Origin of the sequence: Shinella yambaruensis (assembly GCF_022899355.1) — a bacterium.
Classification (GTDB): Bacteria; Pseudomonadota; Alphaproteobacteria; order Rhizobiales; family Rhizobiaceae; genus Shinella; species Shinella yambaruensis.
Genome location: NZ_JALJCK010000002.1, coordinates 602,029 through 623,093, shown reverse-complemented (window position 1 = coordinate 623,093; position 21,065 = coordinate 602,029). Strand labels below are relative to the sequence as shown.

Annotated in this window: 15 protein-coding genes; 10 read left to right on the top strand and 5 right to left on the bottom strand. The window is 67.4% G+C overall.

Features of this window, described 5'->3' with window-relative positions; all coding sequences use genetic code 11:
* Positions 1-127: 127 nt before the first annotated feature.
* Genes MUU56_RS06785 through MUU56_RS06775 form a run of 3 tightly spaced genes read right to left on the bottom strand, consistent with a single transcriptional unit; the run spans position 128 to position 2,864 of the window.
* On the bottom strand, positions 128-904 hold the full coding sequence (locus MUU56_RS06785) for an SDR family oxidoreductase (protein WP_244766544.1): 777 nt from the start codon (positions 902-904) through the stop codon (positions 128-130).
* A gap of 11 nt (positions 905-915) precedes the next feature.
* Positions 916-2,064, bottom strand: coding sequence for a galactonate dehydratase (gene dgoD / locus MUU56_RS06780; protein ID WP_244766543.1), 1,149 nt, complete (start codon positions 2,062-2,064; stop codon positions 916-918).
* A gap of 35 nt (positions 2,065-2,099) precedes the next feature.
* The gene (locus MUU56_RS06775; RefSeq protein WP_244766542.1) at positions 2,100-2,864 is read right to left on the bottom strand and encodes a FadR/GntR family transcriptional regulator; all 765 of its coding nucleotides are present in this window, start codon (positions 2,862-2,864) and stop codon (positions 2,100-2,102) included.
* A 191-nt stretch (positions 2,865-3,055) separates the two neighbouring features.
* Here MUU56_RS06775 and MUU56_RS06770 point away from each other — a divergent pair, with 191 nt between their 5' ends.
* The 8 genes from MUU56_RS06770 to MUU56_RS06735 all read left to right on the top strand — a co-directional run bounded on the left by MUU56_RS06770 (position 3,056) and on the right by MUU56_RS06735 (position 15,505).
* The gene (locus MUU56_RS06770; RefSeq protein ID WP_244766541.1) at positions 3,056-4,039 is read left to right on the top strand and encodes an arabinose ABC transporter substrate-binding protein; all 984 of its coding nucleotides are present in this window, start codon (positions 3,056-3,058) and stop codon (positions 4,037-4,039) included.
* A gap of 78 nt (positions 4,040-4,117) precedes the next feature.
* Positions 4,118-5,632 (top strand): L-arabinose ABC transporter ATP-binding protein AraG, encoded by a 1,515-nt coding sequence (gene araG, locus MUU56_RS06765; RefSeq protein WP_244766540.1) that lies wholly within the window; start codon positions 4,118-4,120, stop codon positions 5,630-5,632.
* Positions 5,629-6,579, top strand: coding sequence for an L-arabinose ABC transporter permease AraH (araH, locus tag MUU56_RS06760; RefSeq protein WP_244766539.1), 951 nt, complete (start codon positions 5,629-5,631; stop codon positions 6,577-6,579). The genes araG and araH overlap by 4 nt, the downstream gene beginning before the upstream one ends.
* A gap of 414 nt (positions 6,580-6,993) precedes the next feature.
* Positions 6,994-8,670, top strand: a complete 1,677-nt coding sequence (locus tag MUU56_RS06755; protein ID WP_244766538.1) for a heparinase II/III domain-containing protein — start codon at positions 6,994-6,996, stop codon at positions 8,668-8,670.
* 115 nt (positions 8,671-8,785) lie between these two features.
* Entirely contained in the window at positions 8,786-9,226 is a 441-nt protein-coding gene (locus tag MUU56_RS06750; RefSeq protein ID WP_244766537.1) for a hypothetical protein, read from the top strand.
* The gene (locus tag MUU56_RS06745; RefSeq protein WP_244766536.1) at positions 9,223-11,442 is read left to right on the top strand and encodes a glycosyltransferase family protein; all 2,220 of its coding nucleotides are present in this window, start codon (positions 9,223-9,225) and stop codon (positions 11,440-11,442) included. The genes MUU56_RS06750 and MUU56_RS06745 overlap by 4 nt, the downstream gene beginning before the upstream one ends.
* A gap of 8 nt (positions 11,443-11,450) precedes the next feature.
* Positions 11,451-13,328 (top strand): methyltransferase domain-containing protein, encoded by a 1,878-nt coding sequence (locus MUU56_RS06740; protein ID WP_244766535.1) that lies wholly within the window; start codon positions 11,451-11,453, stop codon positions 13,326-13,328.
* Between the two features lie 86 nt (positions 13,329-13,414).
* Positions 13,415-15,505, top strand: coding sequence for a caspase family protein (locus MUU56_RS06735; protein WP_244766534.1), 2,091 nt, complete (start codon positions 13,415-13,417; stop codon positions 15,503-15,505).
* Positions 15,506-15,682: 177 nt separating this feature from the next.
* Here MUU56_RS06735 and MUU56_RS06730 read toward each other — a convergent pair whose 3' ends face one another.
* Positions 15,683-15,952: a LexA family transcriptional regulator gene (locus tag MUU56_RS06730; RefSeq protein WP_244766533.1), complete on the bottom strand. Its 270-nt coding sequence runs from the start codon at positions 15,950-15,952 to the stop codon at positions 15,683-15,685.
* The gene (locus MUU56_RS06725) at positions 15,949-18,243 is read right to left on the bottom strand and encodes an FdhF/YdeP family oxidoreductase (protein ID WP_244766532.1); all 2,295 of its coding nucleotides are present in this window, start codon (positions 18,241-18,243) and stop codon (positions 15,949-15,951) included. Before MUU56_RS06725 ends, MUU56_RS06730 begins: the two co-directional genes overlap by 4 nt.
* A 162-nt stretch (positions 18,244-18,405) precedes the next feature.
* On the opposite strand from MUU56_RS06725, the gene MUU56_RS06720 reads away from it, so the two are divergent.
* On the top strand, positions 18,406-18,882 hold the full coding sequence (locus MUU56_RS06720) for a GNAT family N-acetyltransferase (RefSeq protein WP_244766531.1): 477 nt from the start codon (positions 18,406-18,408) through the stop codon (positions 18,880-18,882).
* A 5-nt stretch (positions 18,883-18,887) separates the two neighbouring features.
* Positions 18,888-20,903 carry a beta-N-acetylhexosaminidase gene (locus tag MUU56_RS06715; RefSeq protein ID WP_244766530.1) on the top strand — a complete coding sequence of 672 codons (2,016 nt, stop codon included), beginning with the start codon at positions 18,888-18,890 and terminating at the stop codon, positions 20,901-20,903.
* Positions 20,904-21,065: the final 162 nt, after the last annotated feature.

Sequence of the window (21,065 nt, the reverse complement as noted above, 5' to 3'; positions counted from 1 at the left end):
AAAACCCTACTGGGATATCACTCGCGCAACCCGCGAGCTTCCCCGCGTCATTGGGAGCCAACCGTGGCGCTCGCTGCCCCGCTTCGTGCGGGGCCTCTTTTTTTCAGCTACCGAAAAATCCGCCCGCTCAGGGGTGATGCAGCACGCTCATCCCGCCATCCACCGTCAGGCAGGTGGCGTTCATGAAGGGGCATTCGTCCGAGATCATGAAGAGCGCGGCCTTGGCGATCTCCTCCGGCGAGGCGATGCGCCCGCCGGGATGCAGCGCCATCGTCTCCGCCTCGGCGGCGACCGGATCGGGAAAGCTGTTCCAGTATTCCACGGCCTTCTGCGTGCGCACATAGCCGGGCGCCAGCGCGTTCACGCGCACGCCCTGCCCCGCATATTCGAGGCCGAGCGCCTTGGTCATGCCGAGCAGCGCATGTTTGGCGACGGGATAGGGAAAGGTGTGCGGGATGATGGTGAAGGCATGGGTCGAGGCGATGTTGAGGATCACCCCGCCGCCCTCTTCGATCATGCCCGGCAGCACGGCCTTGCTGCAGTTCCACGCGCCCTTGAGGTTGATGTCGAAGCAGCGCTGCCAGTCGGCATCCGAAAGCGTCAGCGGCTCGAAGAAGACGTTGACGCCGGCATTGTTGACGAGCGCGTTCGGCCGGCCGATCTCGGCCGCCGCTGCGGCCACCGCCCGCGCGATGGCGTCGGCATCGGTGATATCGGCCGCGGCATGGCCGACCCGGCCGCCGCCGGCACGAAGCCGCCCGGCTTCGGCGGCGAGCAGGCCGCCGTCCCGGTCGATGAGGAAGAGGCTCGCCCCTTCGGCAAGGAAGCACTCGGCCATGGCAAGGCCGATGCCCTGCGCCGCGCCGGTGACGACGATCCGTTTTCCGTCAAGGCGTCCGCCCATCGCCGCTCTCCTCACCACTCTGCCACGCTGCCGTCTTCATGGCGCCAGACGGGGTTGCGCCAGCGGTGGCCCTCCTTCGCCCGCTCGATGACGTATTGCTCGTCCACCTCCACCCCAAGGCCCGGACCCTGCGGGATCGACACGAAGCCGTCGGCATAGTGGAACACCGCCTTGTTGGAGATGTAGTCGAGGATGTCGTTGCCCGTGTTGTAGTGGATGCCGAGGCTCTGCTCCTGGATGAAGGCATTGTGCGACACCGCGTCCACCTGCAGGCAGGCCGCAAGCGCGATCGGACCCAGCGGGCAATGCGGCGCCAGCGCCACGTCATAGGCCTCCGCCATCGCCGCGATCTTGCGGCATTCCGTGATGCCGCCCGCATGCGAAAGGTCCGGCTGGAGAATGTCGACATAACCGTCCGACAGCACCGACTTGAAGTCCCAGCGCGAATAGAGCCGCTCGCCGAGCGCGATCGGCGTCGCGCAATGGTTGGCGATCTCCTTCAGCGCCTCGCGGTTCTCCGACAGCACCGGCTCCTCGATGAACATCAGGTTGTAGGGCTGCAATTCCTTCGCCAGGACCTTGGCCATCGGCCGGTGCACGCGGCCGTGGAAGTCGACGCCGATGCCGACATGCGGGCCGATCGCCTCGCGGATGACGGCGACGGTCTCCACCGCCTTCTCCACCTTGTCCCAGCTGTCGACGATCTGCATCTCCTCGCAACCGTTGAGCTTGATCGCCTTGAAGCCGCGGGAAACGACTTCGCGGGCATTGTTGGCGACGTCCGAGGGCCGGTCACCGCCGATCCAGGAATAGACCTTGATCCTGTCGCGCACCTGGCCGCCGAGCAGGGCATGGACGGGCTGGCCATAGGCCTTGCCCTTGATGTCCCAGAGCGCCTGGTCGATGCCGGCGAGCGCCGACATGTGCACGGCGCCGCCGCGATAGAAGCCGGCGCGGTACATAACCTGCCAATGATCCTCGATCAAAAGCGGATCCTTGCCGATGAGATAGTCCGCAAGCTCGTGCACGGCCGCCTCCACCGTCAGCGCGCGGCCCTCCACCACCGGCTCGCCCCAGCCGACGATGCCCTCGTCCGTCTCAACCTTCAGGAACAGCCAGCGCGGCGGAACAATATAGGTCGTGAGCTTCGTGATCTTCATGGGACACTCGTCTGGGAACAGGAAAGGGGATGAGGTCAGGCGCCGGCCGGCGCCGGGTGGTTCTTGACGGCGATGGCAAGATCGCGCGCGGCAAGATCGAGCATGCGGTGCGAACATTCGCGCGCCGCCGCCTTGTCGCGCATGCGCAGCGCGTCCACGAGGCGCTTGTGGATTTCCAGCGCCTCGTCCCGGGCATCCGCGGCTTCGGCGGAGGCATGCAGCGAGAATTCGAGCGCTGCCTGGATGATGCTGGCGAGCTGCATGAAGACCTGGTTGTGGCTGGCCTTCAGCAGGGCGGCATGGAAGGCGAAGTCCGCCTGCGAGAAGGCATCGAGATCGCTCTCCGCGTCGCGCATGCGCTCCCAGGCCCGCTCGATTTCCGCCACGTCCTGCACGGTCGCGCGCTCGGCGGCGAATTCGGCGGCAAAGGGCTCGATGGCGCGGCGCGCATCGAGCACGCAGGTGAGAAGATCGAACTCGAAGATGCGCGGGCCGATCCATTCCAGCACCTGCTGGTCGAGGATGTTCCACTCCTCCTTGGGGCAGACAAGCGTGCCCACCCGGGAGCGCCCGCGCACCAGACCCTTGGATTCGAGAATCTTCAGCGATTCGCGGATGACGGTGCGGCTGACGCCGTAGCGCAGGCACAGCTCGTTTTCCGTCGGCAGGAAACCGCCGATGGGGAAGACGTCGGCGCAGATATCCGAGGCGATCGCCCGCGTGACGTTCTTCTGTACCCGGGGGCGCCGTACGCCGCCCTCGCCATCGACCACGCCCGCGCGCCCGTCCTGTCCCTGCACGATCATTCTCCACCCATTCCGTCCGCGATGCATAGCCCGTTTCGCGCCCGATGGCGACGGCCCGCTTCGCATCGTCCCGACGCTACTATCATACACTGATATTTCATTCATCATACAAAGACAATTGACGGATATGATGAAAGACACTACACCAAACCACACTGCAGGCGCAGTTAACTTGGGAGAGAGACATGGGCTTTATCAAAGCAGCCATCCTGGCTGGCACCGTCGCCGTATTCGCCGCAACCTCCGCCTTCGCCGCCGACGTGAAGATCGGCTTCATCGTGAAGCAGCCGGAAGAGCCGTGGTTCCAGGACGAATGGAAGTTCGCCGACGTCGCCGCCAAGGAGAAGGGCTTCACCCTCGTCAAGATCGGCGCCGAGGACGGCGAGAAGGTCCAGTCGGCCATCGACAATCTCGGCGCGCAGGGTGCCCAGGGCTTCATCATCTGCACGCCCGACGTGAAGCTCGGCCCGGGCATCGTCGCCAAGGCGGCCGCCAACGACCTCAAGCTGATGACCGTCGACGACCGCCTGGTCAACGCCGATGGCAGCCCGATCGAAGACGTGCCGCATATGGGCATCTCGGCCACCAAGATCGGCGAGGCCGTCGGCGAGACCATCGTCGCGGAGATCAAGAAGCGCGGCTGGGACATGAAGGATGTCGGCGCGATCCGCGTGTCCTACGACCAGCTGCCGACCGCCGTCGACCGCGTCGAAGGCGCGCTCTCCGTGCTGAAGGCCGCCGGCTTCCCGGAAGCCAACATCTTCGACGCCCCGCAGGCCAAGACCGACACGGAAGCGGCGCTCAACGCCTCCACCGTCGTGCTCAACAAGAATGCCGGCATCAAGCACTGGGTCGCCGTCGGCCTCAATGACGAAGCCGTGCTCGGCGCGGTGCGCGCCACCGAAAGCGTCGGCATTGCCGCCGACAGCATGATCGGCGTCGGCATCGGCGGTGCGGATTCGGCGATCAACGAGTTCAAGAAGCCCGCGGCAACCGGCTTCTTCGGCACCGTGATCATCTCGCCGAAGCGTCATGGCTACGAGACCGCGCTCAACATGTTCGAGTGGGTCGCCAACGGCAAGGAACCGGAAAAGCTCATCCTGACGGCCGGCCAGGTCGCCCTGCGCGACAATTACGAGCAGGTACGCAAGGACCTCGGCATCGAATAATCATCCTCCCAGGATGACGTCAGCCCGGCGGCGCAGTTGAAGGCTTTGGGCCGCCGGGCCTTCTTTCGGGGTGGAGAGATGCAGGACTTTCTTCAATTCAACGCGATATCCAAGGGATATCCCGGCGTGCAGGCGCTGGCCGACGTTTCCTTCTGCGTGAAGAAGGGCGCCGTGCACGGCCTGATGGGCGAAAACGGCGCCGGCAAGTCGACCCTCATCCGCGTGCTCTCGGGCGACCAGTCCGCCGACACCGGCGAGATCCTGATCGACGGCAAGGCGCAGCACTATCGCTCGGTGCGCGACGCCTTCGAGGCGGGCGTCATCGTCATCCACCAGGAACTGCAGCTCGTGCCCGAGCTGACGGTCGCCGAGAACCTTTGGCTCGGCCGCTTCCCCGGCAAGGCCGGCATCATCGACCGCACGCGTCTCGTCGGCGTGGTGAAGCAAAAGCTTGATGATATCGGCATCGACATCGATCCGGCCGCCAAGGTCGCCTCGCTGTCGATCGGCGAGCGCCAGATGGTCGAGATCGCCAAGGCCGTGATGGCCGATGCGCGCGTCATCGCGCTCGACGAGCCGACCTCCTCGCTATCCTCGCGCGAAAGCGAGATCCTTTTCGCGCTGATCGATCGCCTGCGCGCCGAAGGCAAGATCATCCTTTACGTCTCGCACCGCCTCGACGAGATTTTTCGCCTGTGCGACAGCCTCACCGTATTGCGCGACGGCAAGCTAGCCGCCCACCATCCTGACATATCCAAGGTGACGCGCGACCAGATCATTTCCGAAATGGTCGGCCGCGAGATCGCCAATATCTGGGGTTTCCGCCCCCGCGAGCGCGGCGCCGTGCGGCTGGAGGTGAAGGACCTCGCCGGCCGCAAGCTGCGCACGCCGATCAGCTTTTCCGTACGCCGGGGCGAAATCCTCGGCTTCTTCGGCCTCATCGGCGCCGGCCGCAGCGAGATGGCGCGCCTCGTCTACGGCGCGGACAGCCGCTCGCAGGGCACGGTGAGCGTCGACGGCAAGGCCGTCGCCCCGGACAGCCCGCCGCAATCGATCCGCTCCGGTATCGTGCTCTGCCCGGAGGACCGCAAGTTCGACGGCATCGTGCAGGGCCGCAACATCGAGGAGAACATGGCGATCTCCTCGCGCCGGCATTTCTCCCCCTTCGGCATCCTCCAGCCGAAGAAGGAGGCCGAGCTTGCCGACCGCTTCATCGCCAGGCTGCGCGTGCGCACGCCCTCCCGCAAGCAGGAGATCGTCAACCTTTCCGGCGGCAACCAGCAGAAGGTCATTCTCGGCCGCTGGCTGTCCGAGCAGGGCGTCAAGGTCCTCATCATCGACGAGCCGACGCGCGGCATCGATGTCGGCGCCAAGTCGGAAATCTACGAGATCCTCTATGAACTCGCCGGACAGGGCATGGCGATCGTCGTCATCTCCAGCGAACTGCCCGAGGTGATGGGCATCACCGACCGCATCATGGTCATGTGCGAGGGCCGCGTCGCCGCGGATATCGAGCGGGCCGATTTCGACGAGCGCCGCATCCTCGCCGCCGCCCTTCCCGACGTTCCCAACCAGCAGGTCAAGTCCCGATGACGTCCTTGAAAAAACTCCTCCTCGGCGAACAGGGTCTGGTCGTCATCTTCGCCGTCGCCTTCGCCATCGTGGCCCTGACGGTGCCCAACTTCCTGACCGAGCGCAACATGCTCGGCCTCCTGCAGTCGGTCGTCACCATCGGCATCGTCGCCTGCACGATGATGTTCTGCCTCGCCTCGCGCGACTTCGACCTGTCGGTCGGCTCCACCGTCGCCTTTTCCGGCATGGTCGCCGTCATGGCCTCGAACGCCTCGGGCTCGATCCTCGTCGGCCTCATCGCGGCGCTGGTCTGCGGCGGCGCCGTCGGCCTCGTCAACGGCGTGGTGATCGCCCGCTTCCGCATCAACGCGCTGATCACGACGCTCGCCACCATGCAGATCGTGCGCGGCTTCGCGCTGATCGCCTCGGACGGCCGCGCCGTCGGCATCAACGACCCGGGCTTCTATCAGCTCGCCTTGTCGAAATTCCTCGGCATCCCGACGCCGATCTGGGTCATGGCCGTCTTCTTCATCATCTTCGGCTTCGTGCTGAACCGCACCGTCTTCGGCAAGAACACGCTGGCGATCGGCGGCAATCCGGAAGCCTCGCGCCTTGCCGGCGTCAACGTCTCCAACATGCGCATCTGGATCTTCGCGCTGCAAGGCCTCGTCTGCGCCGTCGCCGGCGTGCTGCTGGCCTCGCGCATCACCTCCGGCCAGCCGAATGCCGCGACGGGCCTCGAGCTCTCGGTCATCTCGGCCTGCGTGCTCGGCGGCGTGTCGCTGGCCGGCGGGCGGGCGGCGATGACGGGCGTCATCGTCGGGGTGCTGATCATGGGCATCGCGGAGAACGTCATGAACCTCCTCAACATCCAGGCCTTCTACCAATATGTTGTGCGCGGCCTGATCCTGCTGCTCGCCGTGCTGCTCGACAACCTGCGCTCGGCCGCCGCCGGCCGGCGCGCCTAGTCCGGGCAGGCCGCTGCCCGGGCGATTCGCGCGCCGGAGGGCGGCTTTGCGAACCGCAAACAAGCAAAACATCCGATCGAATGCTCGGCCGGACCGGCTTTGCCTGCCGACACGCCACATGGCCGTGCGAAAGACCCTGTTTTGGGCAGAGGAGATATTGACTTTGCCCGGCTTGTCGCTTTCCATGCAGACTTGCTAATTTCGGGTGGACACGGCCATGACCAGGTTCGTAGTAGCAAAGTGGACTTCCCTCGCGGCTCTCCTGTCGGCGGCTGTGTTACTGAGTGGCTGCGAGACGAGTTCAGGCAAGCCCACGGTCTGTACTGTCAAGGGCAAGCAAGTGCCCTGCAAGGTCGCCAAGAAGACGCAGATCGATACGTCGAGCGCCACGCGCGGGGCCAGGAACAGGAACTATTGATCCTATCCCTGGATGCGGGACAGATCCGGTCTTCGGCCCGGTCCTCCGCTGCCGGAAGTCGCTATGCCGAGGCGGTCCTGCGGGTCGCCGGGGACATCCATGCCTCTCCCCTGCTTGAACTGGAGCGGGAAGACGGACGCGACGTCATCCTTCCGACGAGCCGCAAGCTGTTCGACCGCGTCGCGACGCTGGCCGTTGCCGATTGCCTGGTCGGCGGCAGTGCCTTTCGCCGGCGGGCGATCCGCGAGCTTCTGAACGTCGCCGCCTTTGCCGATTGGAACCCCCCGCATTTCCTCGACACCGCCGAGATGACGACCGGCATGGCGCTCGGCCTTTGCTGGACCCGCCCGCTGCTCGCCCGCACGGAGCACGACACGATCGCCGCGGCGATCGTCGAGAAGGGGCTTTCCCCCGGCCTTGCCGCCGCCGCGACCGGCGTGCCCTGGATGACGGCCAACAACAACTGGAACATCGTCTGCTGCACCGGCATGATCGCCGGCGCCGCCGCGATGGCCGGCACCGGCCATCCTCTCGCGCGCGACGCCCTGGCCTGTTTTATACCCGCGCTGCGGCACGGGCTTTCCGCCTTCGGCGCCGATGGCGGCTATGACGAGGGCCCGGACTACTGGGAATATGCCGTCCGCTACGCGGTGCTCGCCCACGCCCTTCTCGATGATACCGGGCCTGGGTCGGAGGTGCCCGCCGCGCTCGCGCGCACCTGGCGATACGGCCGCGACCTCACCGGCCCGAGCGGCCGCGTGTTCAATTTCGGCGATGCGACGGAACGGCCGCGCCGCGCGCCCGTGCTCGGCTGGCTCGCCGGCCGCGCGGGCGAGGCGGCGGCCATGGCCTGGCAGCACGCCGCGCCCGGCGACCCGCACCCTTTCGACCTCCTGTGGTGCGCGCCGGAGACGGAGCCGCCGACGCCCGACGACGCACCGTCCGCCTATGAGCCGGCAGGCCTTGCCGTGCTGCGCGCGGGCACGACCTGGCTGGTGCTGAAGGGCGGGCGCAACGACGTCAACCACGCCCATCTCGACCTCGGCACCTTCGTGCTGGAAATGGCCGGCCGGCGTTTCGTCAGCGAGCTCGGCCGGGAAAACTACGCCCTCCCCGGCTATTTCGAGCCCGAGCGGCGGTTCGGCTACTTCCGCACGCAGGCCGCGGCCCACAGCACCCTGCTGATCGATGGCGCGCCGCAATCGACCGCGGCCTTTGCGAGGCTCCTCGGCACGGGACGGGAAGGCGACCGCCGTTTTGCCGCCTACGCGGTCAGCGATGACGGATGGCCGGTCGGCTGGCGCCGGGGCGCCGTTCTGGAGGGCACCGACACGGTCTTCATCGTCGACGAGCTGGGAGACGAGGACACTGCCACCCCGGCGAGCACCTGGCAGCTCTACACCGAAGCCGCGGCGGCGCTCGACGGCCCCGGCGCCCTCCTCACCCTCGACGGCGCGGCGGTGACGGCGGAGATCCTGGCGCCGGACGGCCTCGCCTGGTCGTTCGAGCCCGCCTCCTCCCCCGCCGGCGAAAGCAGCAACGCCGCCTTCGGCCGGCTGTTCTTCTGCGTGCCCGCGGCCACCGGAAAGCAATCCGTCATCGTCCGGTTCGCCGCCGGCCGGCCTTCGCGATGGCGCCCCGCCGCCATCGCCGACTGGCCGCTCGACGCCTGATCCCTCGCCTCCCGCATTTTCCGCCCGCCCCTTCGTTGACAGTCCCCGATCCCGGCAATAGCCTTGATCCAAAGGCGCTTTCAGGCCCGCCCGGGGGATCGAGAGGGGAGGCGAAATGGGGATTTTCGGCTGGTTGCCGCAACGCGGCCCTAAGCCCGCCGCACCGGACGATGCGCCGGAGCAAACCCTCGCCATCTACGCTTCGCAACCCGCGCTTACCACGGTCATCGTCACGCTCATCGGCATCGAGGCCGAGCAGATCGACGAGATCATCGACGTGACCGCCCGCCGCTTCGGCAAGAAGCACAGGATCGTCTATCTCACCGACAGCCTCGACTTCATGCGGTTCCGCGACAGGAACGCCATCTTCGAATACCTGCCCTCCGCCCTCGAGCAGAAGCTGCATGCCGCCGAGATCTCCTGGAACGCCTATCTCGCCAGGCGCTGGCGCCTCCTCGTGTCGAAATGGCAGCCGGTGCATGTCATCGGCTACGGCCAGAACATCGACGTCTTCCTTGCCGCAGCGCCCCCGATGACGGCGCGGACCGATCGATGAGCACGGCCCTCGACGTCCTCTTCGTCGCGGATGTGCGCTTCGAGGGAGGAACCTCGACGGCGCTCGCCGTGGAAATCCGCACGGCGGCGCGGGCGGGCCTGCGCACCGGGCTGCTCGCCATCAAGGGGCCGCTGCTCGGCCTGCCCTTCCCCATGCATCCGGACCTGCGGCGCCTGATCGACGAGGGGCTGATCGAGCGCATCGACCCCGACATGCGCCTTCATGCCCGCCTCGTGCTGATCCACCATCCGACGATCATCGAGAACCGCCCGACGCGCCCGCTGTCGATCACCGCCGACAGGCTGCTGGTCGTGCTGCACCACCCGATGTATGACGGATACGGCCGCCGGCAATACGATCTCGACCGCGTCGTCGCCCATGCCTGCGACGCCTTCGGCAGCGACGTGTTCCTGGCGCCGGTCAGCACCGTCGTGCGCGACAGCCTTCCACGCCGCCTGCCGCCCTATGCGCACATGCTGGAAGAGGACTGGGGCAATCTCATCGACCTCGACGACTGGGCGGCGAAACCGGCCCGCCAGCCCGCCTATCCCGTCGTCATCGGGCGGCATTCACGCCCCGACCCGCTGAAATGGCCGACCGCCGAGGAGGTGCTGCTCGCCTATCCGGCAGACGGCGCGCGGTTTCGCGTGCGCGCGCTCGGCGCCGATGCCTTCCTTGCGGAAAAATACGGCACGATCCCGCCCAACTGGGAGCTGGTGCCCTTCACCTGGGACGATGTCCCGGCCTTCCTCGGCACGCTCGATTTCTACGTCTATTTCCACGATCCGGCCTGGTCGGAGGCCTTCGGACGGACGATCCTCGAAGCGCTCGCGACCGGCCTCGTCGTCATCCTGCCCCCGCATTTCGCGCTGCTGTTCGGCAGGGCCGCGGTCTATGGCGAGCCGGCCGATGTCGAGCGCCTCATCGACGGCTTCGTGAGCGACCCGGAACGCTACCGGTCACAAAGCGAACAGGCCCGCCGCTTCGTCGAGAACAACCACGACGCGGCGATCTACGCCGATCGCCTCGCCCGCATCATGGCGGCACCGGACGAGGCGGTAGCGCCGCAGGGCGGGCTTTTCCCCGCCCTGCCGCAACGCAACGTGCTCTTCGCCTCCAGCAACGGCATCGGCGTCGGGCACCTCGCCCAGCAGCTCGCCATTGCGCAGCGGCTGCCGCCAGGCCTGACGCCGGTCTTCGCCACCATGTCCTATTCCATGAAGGCCGCCGTGCAGCAGGGCTACCAGGCGCATTTCCTGCCGCACCACCGCATCCTCGACGCCGACCCCGAGGACTGGAACACCTGCCTTGCCGAGGAGCTGTTCGAGCTCATCGCCCATCTGCGCCCCGCGGTCTTCGCCTATGATGCGACGGCGGTCTTCGAGGGTGTCACCCGGGCGCTCGGCGCGTTTCCCGATATCTTCAAGATCTGGGTGAGGCGGCCGCTCTGGCGGGAATGCCACCGGGTGTTCCTCGACTTCTCCGACCGCTTCGATGCGGTGATCGAACCCGGCGAATTGGCGGAGACCTTCGACCATGGCCCGACAGCGGCCTGCCGCAAGGAAACCTTCCTTGTGCCGCCCGTCCTGCATCTCGATCCGGCCGAGCGCATGGCGCGCGAAAGCGCGCGCGCCGCCCTCGACCTGCCCGAGGGCATGACCGTCGTCGCCTTCCAGCTCGGCTCGGGCGCCAATTTCGACATGCGGGAGGTGCGCGGCGCGCTGCTTGCCGAAGTGCTGCGCCGCCCCGACACGATAGCGCTCGAAATCCGCTCGCCGATCACGCCCGAGGCCGCCGGCCTCGAAAGGCTGGGCGAGCGGCACCGGGTCGTCGAGCTCTTCCCGAGCTTCCGCTTCAGCAACGCCTTCGACGCGGCGATCACGGCGGCGGGTTACAATACGTTCCACGAACAGGTGCTCGGCGCGATCCCGACGCTGTTCGTGCCAAACGAGGCCGACGAGATGGACCTGCAGGCGAGCCGCGCCCGCTGGGCGGAACTCACCGGCCGCGGCTGGCTGATGCGCCGCGACTACGACCTCGGCTTCGTCGCGGCCCATGTGGAGCGCCTGCTGGACCCCGTCGAGCGGGAGAGCGTCGTGCGCCGCTGCCGGTCGATCGCCTGGACCAATGGCGCGCGGGATATCGCCCGCTATGTCGAGGACCATGCCCGCATCGTCCGGACCGACTGGGACATCACCAAACTCGGCAGCCTGTGAGGACGACGGTGGCCCGGCCAACCTGCAACATCTGCGGCAGTTCGGTCTTCGGGGATACCTATGGCGAGAAGGACAGCGCCTTCCTGCGCCAGAACGTACGCTGCGAGGGGTGCGGCTCGCTGGAGCGTCACCGGCTGATCTTCGAGGTGCTGCGCCTGCGGGGCCTCCTGTCGGGAAACCGCCGCATCCTGCACCTCGCCCCCGAGGAGTGCCTCGCCACCCTTTTCCGAAGCCGCTTCGGCAGCCGCTATCTCGGCGCCGACATCGACCCGGGCCAGTTCCCCTTCGCCGTCGCCCGCCTCGATCTCTGCCGCGATCTTCCGACCCTCGCGCCGGCCTCCTTCGACATCGTCCTGCACAACCATGTGCTCGAACATGTCGCCTGCGACTACCGCGCCGTCGCCGCCGGTCTCCACCGGCTGGTGAAGCCCGGCGGCCTGCACATCTTCAGCATTCCCTTCCTCGAAGGCGGCTTCCGCGAGGCGCTGGACGAACACATCGGCACCGAGCGGACGGCGCGCTTCGGCCAGTCGGATCACATGCGCATCTTCTCGCCGGGGGATCTGGCCGCCACGCTCGGCTCGGTCCTGCCGCTGCCGGCGGACTATGACGCGACCCGCCTCGTTCCGGCAGAGCGGCTCCTGGCCATCAACGTGCCGGAAGCGGCCTGGCGCGGCTTCAACAACAATGCCGTCTTCCTCATCGAAAGGCAGGAGGACGGGCGAGCCCTGGAGGCCCCGACCCCGGCGGTGCAACCTGCAAGCCCCGCCCCCCGTCCTCCTCGCCCCGACGGCGTGCTGTTCGTCTCGGCAAACGGCATCGGCCAGGGCCACCTCACGCGCCAGCTCGCCGTCGCGCGCCGGCTGAAGCACCGCCCGTCCGCCTTCCTGACCATGAGCTACAGTGCCGCAATCGTGCGCGATCTCGGCTTTCCCGTGCATTTCGTGCCGCACCACGGCCTGACGGGCGAGGAACCCGCCGCCTGGAACGACCGTCTCGCCGCGGAAATCGGCCTGCTGCTCGAAGCCTATCACGCGACCACCCTCGTCTACGACGTCAACTTCGTCTTCGACGGGGTGATCAAGGCCCTTGGCGAGCATAGCGGCGTGCAGGCCGTCTGGATCCGGCGCGGCATGTGGCCGGCCCACCATGCCGGCTATATCGGCGCCGGGGCACATTTCCCCATCGTCATCGAGCCGGGCGACTATGCCGGCGAATGCGACGGCGGGCCGACCGTGGCCGACCGGGCGAAGACCCGTCTGGTGCCGCCGATGCTGCTGATCGACCCGTCCGAGCGCACGGAACGGGCGGCGGCCCGCCAGGCGCTCGGCCTGCCGCAGGAGGCGACCGTCATCCTCCTCGACCTCTCCCGCTCCGCCAATCCCGACCTCATGCGCTTTCACGCCCGCCTGCTGGACGACCTCCTCGCCCGGCCGGACCTGCATGTGGTGGAGCTGCAGTCGCCGCTGACCGGCAGCGCCGCCCCTCGCCATCCCGCCCGGCACCACCGGGTCACGCTCCATCCGGCCTATGCCGCAAGCCTTGCCTGGGACGCGGCGATCGTGCGCGCGAGCTACAATACTTTCCACGAGACCATCGCCGGCGGCATCCCGACCCTCTTCGTGCCGGACGAAAGCCCGGACATGGACCGGCAGGTCGACCGGGCGCGCTGGGCACAGGCGCGCGGCGCCGCCCTGTTGCACCGGGTCGAAGACGGTGAGACGCAGCGCGCCGCCGCCCTCGACCGTTTGCTCCGCCCCGACATCCGCGCGGGCCTTACCGCCGCATGTGCCGCCATCGCCGGCGCCGATGGCGGCTGGCGGAACGGCGCGGAAACGCTGGCACGCATGCTGGAAGGCAGTTTTGACGAAGGCGGCGCAGAATAACACCGGGCTATATCCCGTCTTGTCCAGGATCGGGCCGCGGGACTATGCTAGCGTCCCGCCGGGATCTTCATGGGGTGGCGATGCTCATGCAAAGATTGTTTCTCTTTCTCGCGCTTCTTCTGTCGATGACAGCCGCGGCACTTGCCGCCGGCAACAATCGCGTCGCGCTGGTGATCGGCAACGGCAAATATGCCGACCTGCCGCACCTGCCCAATGCGCAGAGCGATGCGAAGCTGATGGAGAAGGCGCTCTCCGCGGCAGGCTTCAAGATCGTCTCGGTCATCGACGGCGACCGCCAGCAGATGGTCCGCGCGATGAAGAGCCTGGCCGAGGCGCTGACGCCGGACACCAATGTCGTCGTCTATTATGCCGGCCACGGCATCCAGTTCGCCGACGAGAACTATCTGATCCCGACGGACAGCCAGCTCACCTCCTCCTCCGACCTGCCGCTCGAAGCCTTCAGCCTGAAGATGATCACCGAGCAGATCGAGCGCGCGCGCCCGCGCATCGCCGTGTTCATCGTCGATGCCTGCCGCAACAACCCCCTGGAAACGAACCGTTCGGCCGGTGCGGCGGCCAATGACGGCGCCTCGCGCGGCCTTGCGCGCGCCACCGGCCCGCTCGGCACCTTCATCGCCTTCGCCACTGCGCCGGGAAAGGTCGCGACGGACGGCACGAAGGGCAACAGCCCCTTCACGCGGGCGCTTGCCGACTTCATCACCGCGCCGGGTCTGCCCATCGAGCAGGTCTTCAAGCGGGTGCGCGAGCGGGTGGTCGAGGAGACCGGCGGCGAGCAGGTGCCGTGGGACAATTCCTCGCTGACCAAGGACTTCTTCTTCACCGACGCCCTGCCGGAAGTGCCGAAATTCTCCGCGGAAGCGACGAAGGACGCGGAAGCCTGGCAGGCCGCCTCGGATGGCGACACGACCGAAAGCTACCGGTCCTACCTTGCTTCCTTCCCGCAGGGCCTCTTCGCCGACATCGCCGAAATGCGCGTCGAGGCGCTGGCCGAGGCGAGCAGGCCGAAGGAGGAGAAGGAACAGGAGGTGGCGGCCCTGCCGGTCGACCGCAGCATCAATGCCGCCGAGGACCTCCTGATGTGGAACGGCATCCAGGCGAACGGCACCGCCGACCAGTATCGCGGCTATCTCGAAAAATTCCCCGAGGGCGTCTTCGCCAAGCTCGCCCGGTTGCGGCTGGAAGATGCGACGAAGGGCTCCGACGAGACCGTGCCGGCGATCTCCGGCCGCGTGACGGCGAACTACGAGGAGTTCGCCCAGAACCCGCTCTACCCCGAGATCACCGATTGCGACCGCGAGGCCGGCCATGTGCAGGAGATCGCCGACCCCGCGGTCGGCGTCTATTTCAAGCAGATCAGGCCGGAGACCGCGGTCCCGGCCTGCATGACGGCACTGAAGCAGTTTCCCGACAGCCTGCGCATCCTGATGAACTACGGCCGCGCCATCGATGCCGCCGGCCGGCATGACGAGGCGCGGGAAATCTACCGCACCGGCGCCAGCGCCGGCTTTCCGATCGCCTACCGCTCGCTGGGCGACGTCTATCGCGACGGCCGCGGCATCGAGAAGAACCTGACGGAAGCCCGCTACTGGTATGTGCTGGGGGCGGCGAAGAAGAACGTCTTTGCCGAGTTCAACCTCGCACTGATCTACGAGAACGGCCTCGGCGTGACGGCCGATCCGCAGAAGGCGGCCTACTGGCTCTGGCGAGCGGCCAAGCAGGGATTCGCGCCGGCCATGGAGAAGCTTTCGGCCTATTACCTCGAAGGCAAGGCCATGCCGAAGGATGTCGCCCAGGCGGAGATCCTGCTGACGGGCGCAGCGGAGATGGGCCATATCTATGCCGAGCTCCGGCTCGGCGACCTCTATCTCGACGGCAGCGCCCTGAAGAAGGACCCCGCCACGGGCGCGCAGTGGATATCGAAGGCCGCCCGGCAGGGCTACAACGAGGCGCAGTTCCGCCTTGCCACGCTCTATCTCGACGGTATCGGCCTCAAGAAGGATGCCGGGCAGGCGCTCAACTGGTTCATGCTGGCAAAGGCCAACGGCGTCGAGCGGGCGGGCGAGATGGTGGCGACGCTCGGCGAAAAGCTCGGCGGCAAGGCCGTCAGGAACGCTGAAAAATTCGCTGCCGACTTCCAGCCCATCGCCGTCAAATAGGTGCCGGGCCAGGCGGGGCGAGACAGGACTGTCGCATGTGGAATTCGACGTTGCCTCCTTCCCCTTCTCCCCCGCGGGGAGAAGGGGAAGAACGGTAATGCCGAATTCCATAAGCGGTTGCCCTGCCCTTGTGGGGGAGATGCCGCCAGGCAGAGAGGATCTTCAGGGGCGCTTGCCCTACGAGGCGAGGGAGTAGCGGGTGCGCATCGTGCGCGCGTCCCGGCCGTCGATGCGGATCGCGCCTTGTTCGGCCAGCGCGTTCAGCTCCCGCAGCACGAGGGCATGGGCAAGGCCGAGGCGGCGGGCGAAGGTGCGGCTGTCGCTTGCGACGCCCGTGCGCACCGCCGCGACGAGCGCGGCCTGGATGCCCGTCAGCCGCAGATCCTCGCCTTGCAACCGGGCGACGAGCTCCAGGAAATCCCCGGCCTCCTCCGTTTCGCCGCTCACGCGGCCTCGCGCTTGCGGAACGAGACCATGATCGACTTGGAGGTCGGCGTGTCGCTTTGCTCGCCGGCGCTGGAAAGCGGCACCAGCACGTTCAGTTCCGGATAGTAGCCGGCGATGCTGCCGCGCGGGACATCGTAGGGCACGAAACGGAAGTCGCGCGCCACGCGCTCGATTCCGTCGCCATGGGCGCCGACGACGTCCACCCGGTCGCCGGCCTCCGCCTCCATCGCCTTCAGGTCCTCGGGATGAATGAAGATGACCTGCCGTTCGCCGTAGACGCCGCGGTAGCGATCGTCGAGGCCGTAGACCGTCGTGTTGTACTGGTCGTGCGAGCGGAACGTCTGCAGCGCGAAACGCCCGCCGGCCTTGCGCGCCCGCTGGTGCACGGTCTCCTCCGGCAGCGGGCCGGAGAAGAAGGAGGCCTTGCCGGCCGGCGTATCCCATTCCCGGTGCGCGGCCGCATTGCGCAGGAGGAAGCCCCGCGGCTTGCGCAGCCGCGTGTTGTAATCCGCAAAGCCCGGAATAGTCGCCTCGATATGGTCGCGGATGCGGTCGTAGTCTTCCGCAAGCGCGCTCCAGCTGACGATGCCGCTGCCGACCGTCGCCTCGGCGATGCCGGCGATGATCGCCACTTCCGACCGCAGATGCGGCGAGGCGGGCCGGTTGATGCCGGCAGAGCCATGCACCATGCTCATCGAATCCTCGACGCTGATCAGCTGCGAATTGCCGTTGGGCGCAAGGTCCATCTCCGTGCGGCCGAGGCAGGGCAGGATGAAGGACACTTCCCCCGGCATCAGGTGCGAGTGGTTGGGCTTCGTGGCGATGTTCACCGTCAGCTTGAGGCGGCGCAGCGCCGTTTCCACCAGCGCGCTGTCCGGGGTCGCGCGGGCGAAATTGCCGCCGAGGCCGATGAAGGCTTCCGCCGAACCGTCCAGCATGGCGCCGATGGCCGACAGTACATTGTGCCCGTGCCTGCGCGGCGGGGAAAAGCCGAACTCGCGCTCCAGCGCATCGAGGAAGGCTTTCGGCGGCTTCTCGTTGATGCCGACCGTGCGGTCGCCCTGCACGTTGGAATGGCCGCGCACCGGGCAGAGGCCCGCCCCCGGCCGGCCGATATTGCCGCGCAGGAACATGAAGCTGGCGATCTCGCGGATCGTCGCGACGGAATGCACATGCTGCGTCACGCCCATCGCCCAGGTGCAGATGACGCGCTCGGCCTGCATGTAGACCGCCGCCGCGCGCTCGATCTCGGCCCGCGTCAGGCCGGACTGGTCCTCGATCTCGGCCCAGCCGGTCGCCTCGACCGCGGCACGGTAGGCGGCGAAATCCACGCAATGTTCGGCAAGGAAGGCATGGTCGAGCACCGGCGGCAGGCCCGCCGCGACCGCCGCATCCTCCGCCGCGAGTACCGCCTTCGCCATGCCGCGCACGGCCGCCATGTCGCCGCCGAGCTGCGGCTGGAAATAGTGGCTGGCAATGTCGGTCGAGCCGCCGCGCAGCATCTCGATCTTGTCCTGCGGGTCGGAGAACCGCTCCAGGCCGCGCTCGCGGATCGGATTGAAGACGACGATGCGCGCGCCGCGCAATGCCGCCCGGCGCAGGTCCCCCAGCATGCGCGGGTGGTTGGTGCCGGGGTTCTGGCCGATCACGAAGATCGCATCCGCCGCCTCGAAGTCCTCGAGCAGCACCGTGCCCTTGCCGACGCCGATCGCCTGGCGCAGCGCAACGCCGCTCGCCTCGTGGCACATGTTCGAGCAATCGGGAAAATTGTTCGTGCCGTAGAGGCGCACGAAGAGCTGGTAGAGATAGGCCGCCTCGTTGCTGGCGCGGCCGGACGTGTAGAATTCGGCGCGGTCGGGATTGTCGAGGCTCTTCAGGATGTTGCCGATTTCCCTGAAAGCATCGTCCCAGGCGACGGGCAGGTAGCGGTCGCTCGCCGCGTCATAGCGCATCGGATGGGTGAGACGGCCATGGAGCTCCAGCTCGTAGTCGCTCAGCTCGCGCAGCTCCGAGACGGTATGCGCGGCGAAGAAGGCGGGCGAGGCGCGCTTTTCGGTCGCCTCCCAGGCGACCGCCTTCACGCCGTTCTCGCAGAATTCGAAGGAGGAGCCGTGCTCGGGATCACCCCAGGCGCAGCCCGGGCAATCGAACCCGTCCGGCTGGTTCGCCTTCAGCATGGTCATGGCGCCCGACAGCGGCGTGCCGCTCTCCAGAAGCCGTTTGCCACAACTCTTCAACGCCCCCCAGCCACCGGCCGCGGAGGATTTCTTTCCGATAAAACGAGTATCCATAGGTCAGGTATTTGCCATTCGTCAGGATTGATCAAGAGGCCAGTTCGAATGGCTTGATAGGGAATATCTATCACCGCGGTCGTGCGGAAATTGGCGGTTTGCCTGAATCGCGGCGATTGACTACCAATCTGGTATGCGGAGCATCGAACCGGAGGGCCGGTCTTGGATTATCTCGTCAATCTCTCGCGTCTTTCCCCCGACGCAGCGCTCGATGCCCGGATGGCGGAGGCCGGCGTGACGATCCGCAGGGCGCTTGCCCCGGAAGCCCGGCTCGTCACCGACTGGGTGGCGGACACGTTCGGCAATGGCTGGGCCAGCGAGACCGCGATCGCGCTGACGCGCCAGCCGCCCACCGTCTTCATCGCGACGCGCGCGCGCCGGCTCGTCGGCTTCGCCTGCCATGAATCGATCGCCCGCGGCTTCTTCGGGCCAACGGGGGTGGAAGCGCAATCGCGCAGGCTCGGCATCGGCCACGCCCTGCTGCTCGCCTGCCTCTTCGATCTGAAGGCGATGGGCTACGGCTATGCGATCATCGGCGATGTCGGCCCCTCTGCCTTCTACGAGAAGACAGTCGGCGCCATGCCGATCCCCGGATCGGCGCCCGGCATCTATGCCGGCATGCTGGCCGTCCAGGGATAGCCGCCATGCCGGTGCAGGACCTTCACGCCCCCACGCTCGAAACCGTCTGGATCCCGGCCACGGACGCGCACCCGATGGCCTACAGGCTCACGCTGCGCAACGACGGGACGGCCCCCTTCCGCGATTTTCGCCTGTGCTTCAGCGGCCCCTGCCAGGTCGATGCCACGGCGACCGCCGAGGGCGGCCGTATCGGCCGGCGGCTTTCCACCTTCACCGAACTGCTGCCGCCGGACGGGCTGGACCTTGCCCTCGGCGCAAGCTGGACCGTCACCATCCACGGCCTGAGCTGGCCGTTCCGGCACTGGACGGACGGCGCGCGGGGCGCCTATCTCCTCTTTCCCGATGGCAGCACGCGCAGGGTCGCCACCACGCCGACGAGGCGCATGGGCGACAACGCCGCGCCGAAGCGGGGCGTGGACCCCTATCCCGTGCCCACCAACCCGCCGGCGCCGGTTTCGATCATCCCCTGGCCGAACCATGTCGCGCTCACCCGCCTCGGCCCCGCCCCTGCCGGCCTGACGCTCCTTGCGGAGGACGCCGCGGCAAAGGGAGCAACGGAGGCGTTCCGGCGGCTGGCCGAGGCGCTTTTCGCCGTCGAGGGCATCGTGCGGCCCGGCGAGGAAGGCGGGCTGCCGGTATATTTCCATGTCAGCGAGGATCTTGCGGCCGAGGCCCATGAACTCGTCTTCACGCCCGATTCCGTCTCCATCCGCGCCTGCGGGCAGGCCGGCTTCTTCTACGGGCTCGTCACGCTCGGCCAGATCTGGCGCGGCGCGCACCATTTTCCGCACGCCTACGGCTTTCCCACGGAGGGGCGGATCGCCGATGCGCCGACGATGGGCTGGCGCGGGCTGCATCTCGACGTGGCGCGCCGGTTCTACGGCGCGGCGGAAATCCGGCGGCTGCTCGCGATCCTCGCCTGGAACAAGCTCAACCGCTTCCACTGGCACCTCTGCGACGACGAGGCCTGGCGGGTCGAGATCGATGCCTATCCGGCGCTGACGGAGATCGGCGCCTGGCGCGGCGAGGGCCTTGCCATCCCGCCCCTCCTGGGCTCCGGCGCGGAACGGAGCGGCGGCTACTACAGCAAGGCCGCCATCCGCGACATCGTCCGGCAGGCCCGGGATTTCGGCATCGAGATCGTGCCGGAGATCGACATGCCCGGCCACTGCCACGCCCTGCAAATGGCCATTCCCGAACTGCGCGATCCGCAGGAGCGGGGCAGCTATCATTCGGTCCAGGGGTTTGCCGACAATTGCCTCAACCCGGCACGCGAGGCGACCTACCGTGTGGTAGAGACGATCCTTGCCGAACTGATCGCGCTGTTTCCCTTCCGCACCATCCATATCGGTGCCGACGAGGTCCCGCTCGGCGCCTGGTCCGGCTCGCCGGAGGCGCTCGAAAAACTGTCCGAAATCGCCGGCAAGGACGCGGCCGAAGCCCATGCGAAGCGGCTCAACGTGATCACCAACACGCACGGCGCCGACGCCATCGAGGGCTCCGGCGCGGCGGCGCTGCAGGCGGTCTTCCTCAAGCGCGTCCAGGCATTCCTCGCCGCGCAGGGCTGCGTCACCGGCGGCTGGCAGGAAGCCGCACACGGCAACGTCATCGACAAGGACAAGGCCTATCTCTGCGGCTGGCGGGACGTTGCGGCCTCAGCGGCGCTTGCCGGCGAAGGCTACACCATGGTCGTCTGCCCCGGCCAGGCCTATTATCTCGACATGGCGCATACGGCCGACTGGGACGAGCCGGGGGCAAGCTGGGCCGGCGCCTCGACGCCCGAGATGACCTATGCCTTCGATCCCGTCGCCGGCTGGAGCGCGGCGCAGAAGGCAAAGCTGCTCGGCGTGCAGGCCTGCATCTGGTCCGAGCCTATGCTCGACCGCGCCGTCTTCGATCGCCTCGTCTTTCCCCGCCTTTCGGCCGTCGCCGAAACCGGCTGGACCCACCCGGAACACAAATCCTGGGCGCGGTTCAAGGCCTGCGCCGGCCTCATGCCCGTGCTCTACGCCGCCCCGTAGAACCGCGCGCGGCGGAGGCTCGCTCCTTCGCCTTCCACCCGTGGAAAAACCGCGCAACCCGCGGGAATTCCAGCCTTCGGGCGGGCAACCTTCAGGTACAGGTTCAGGCAAGCTCGTCGCTGTATCGAAATTCAGCAGAATGGTGCGTTTGCTGTTCTTTCG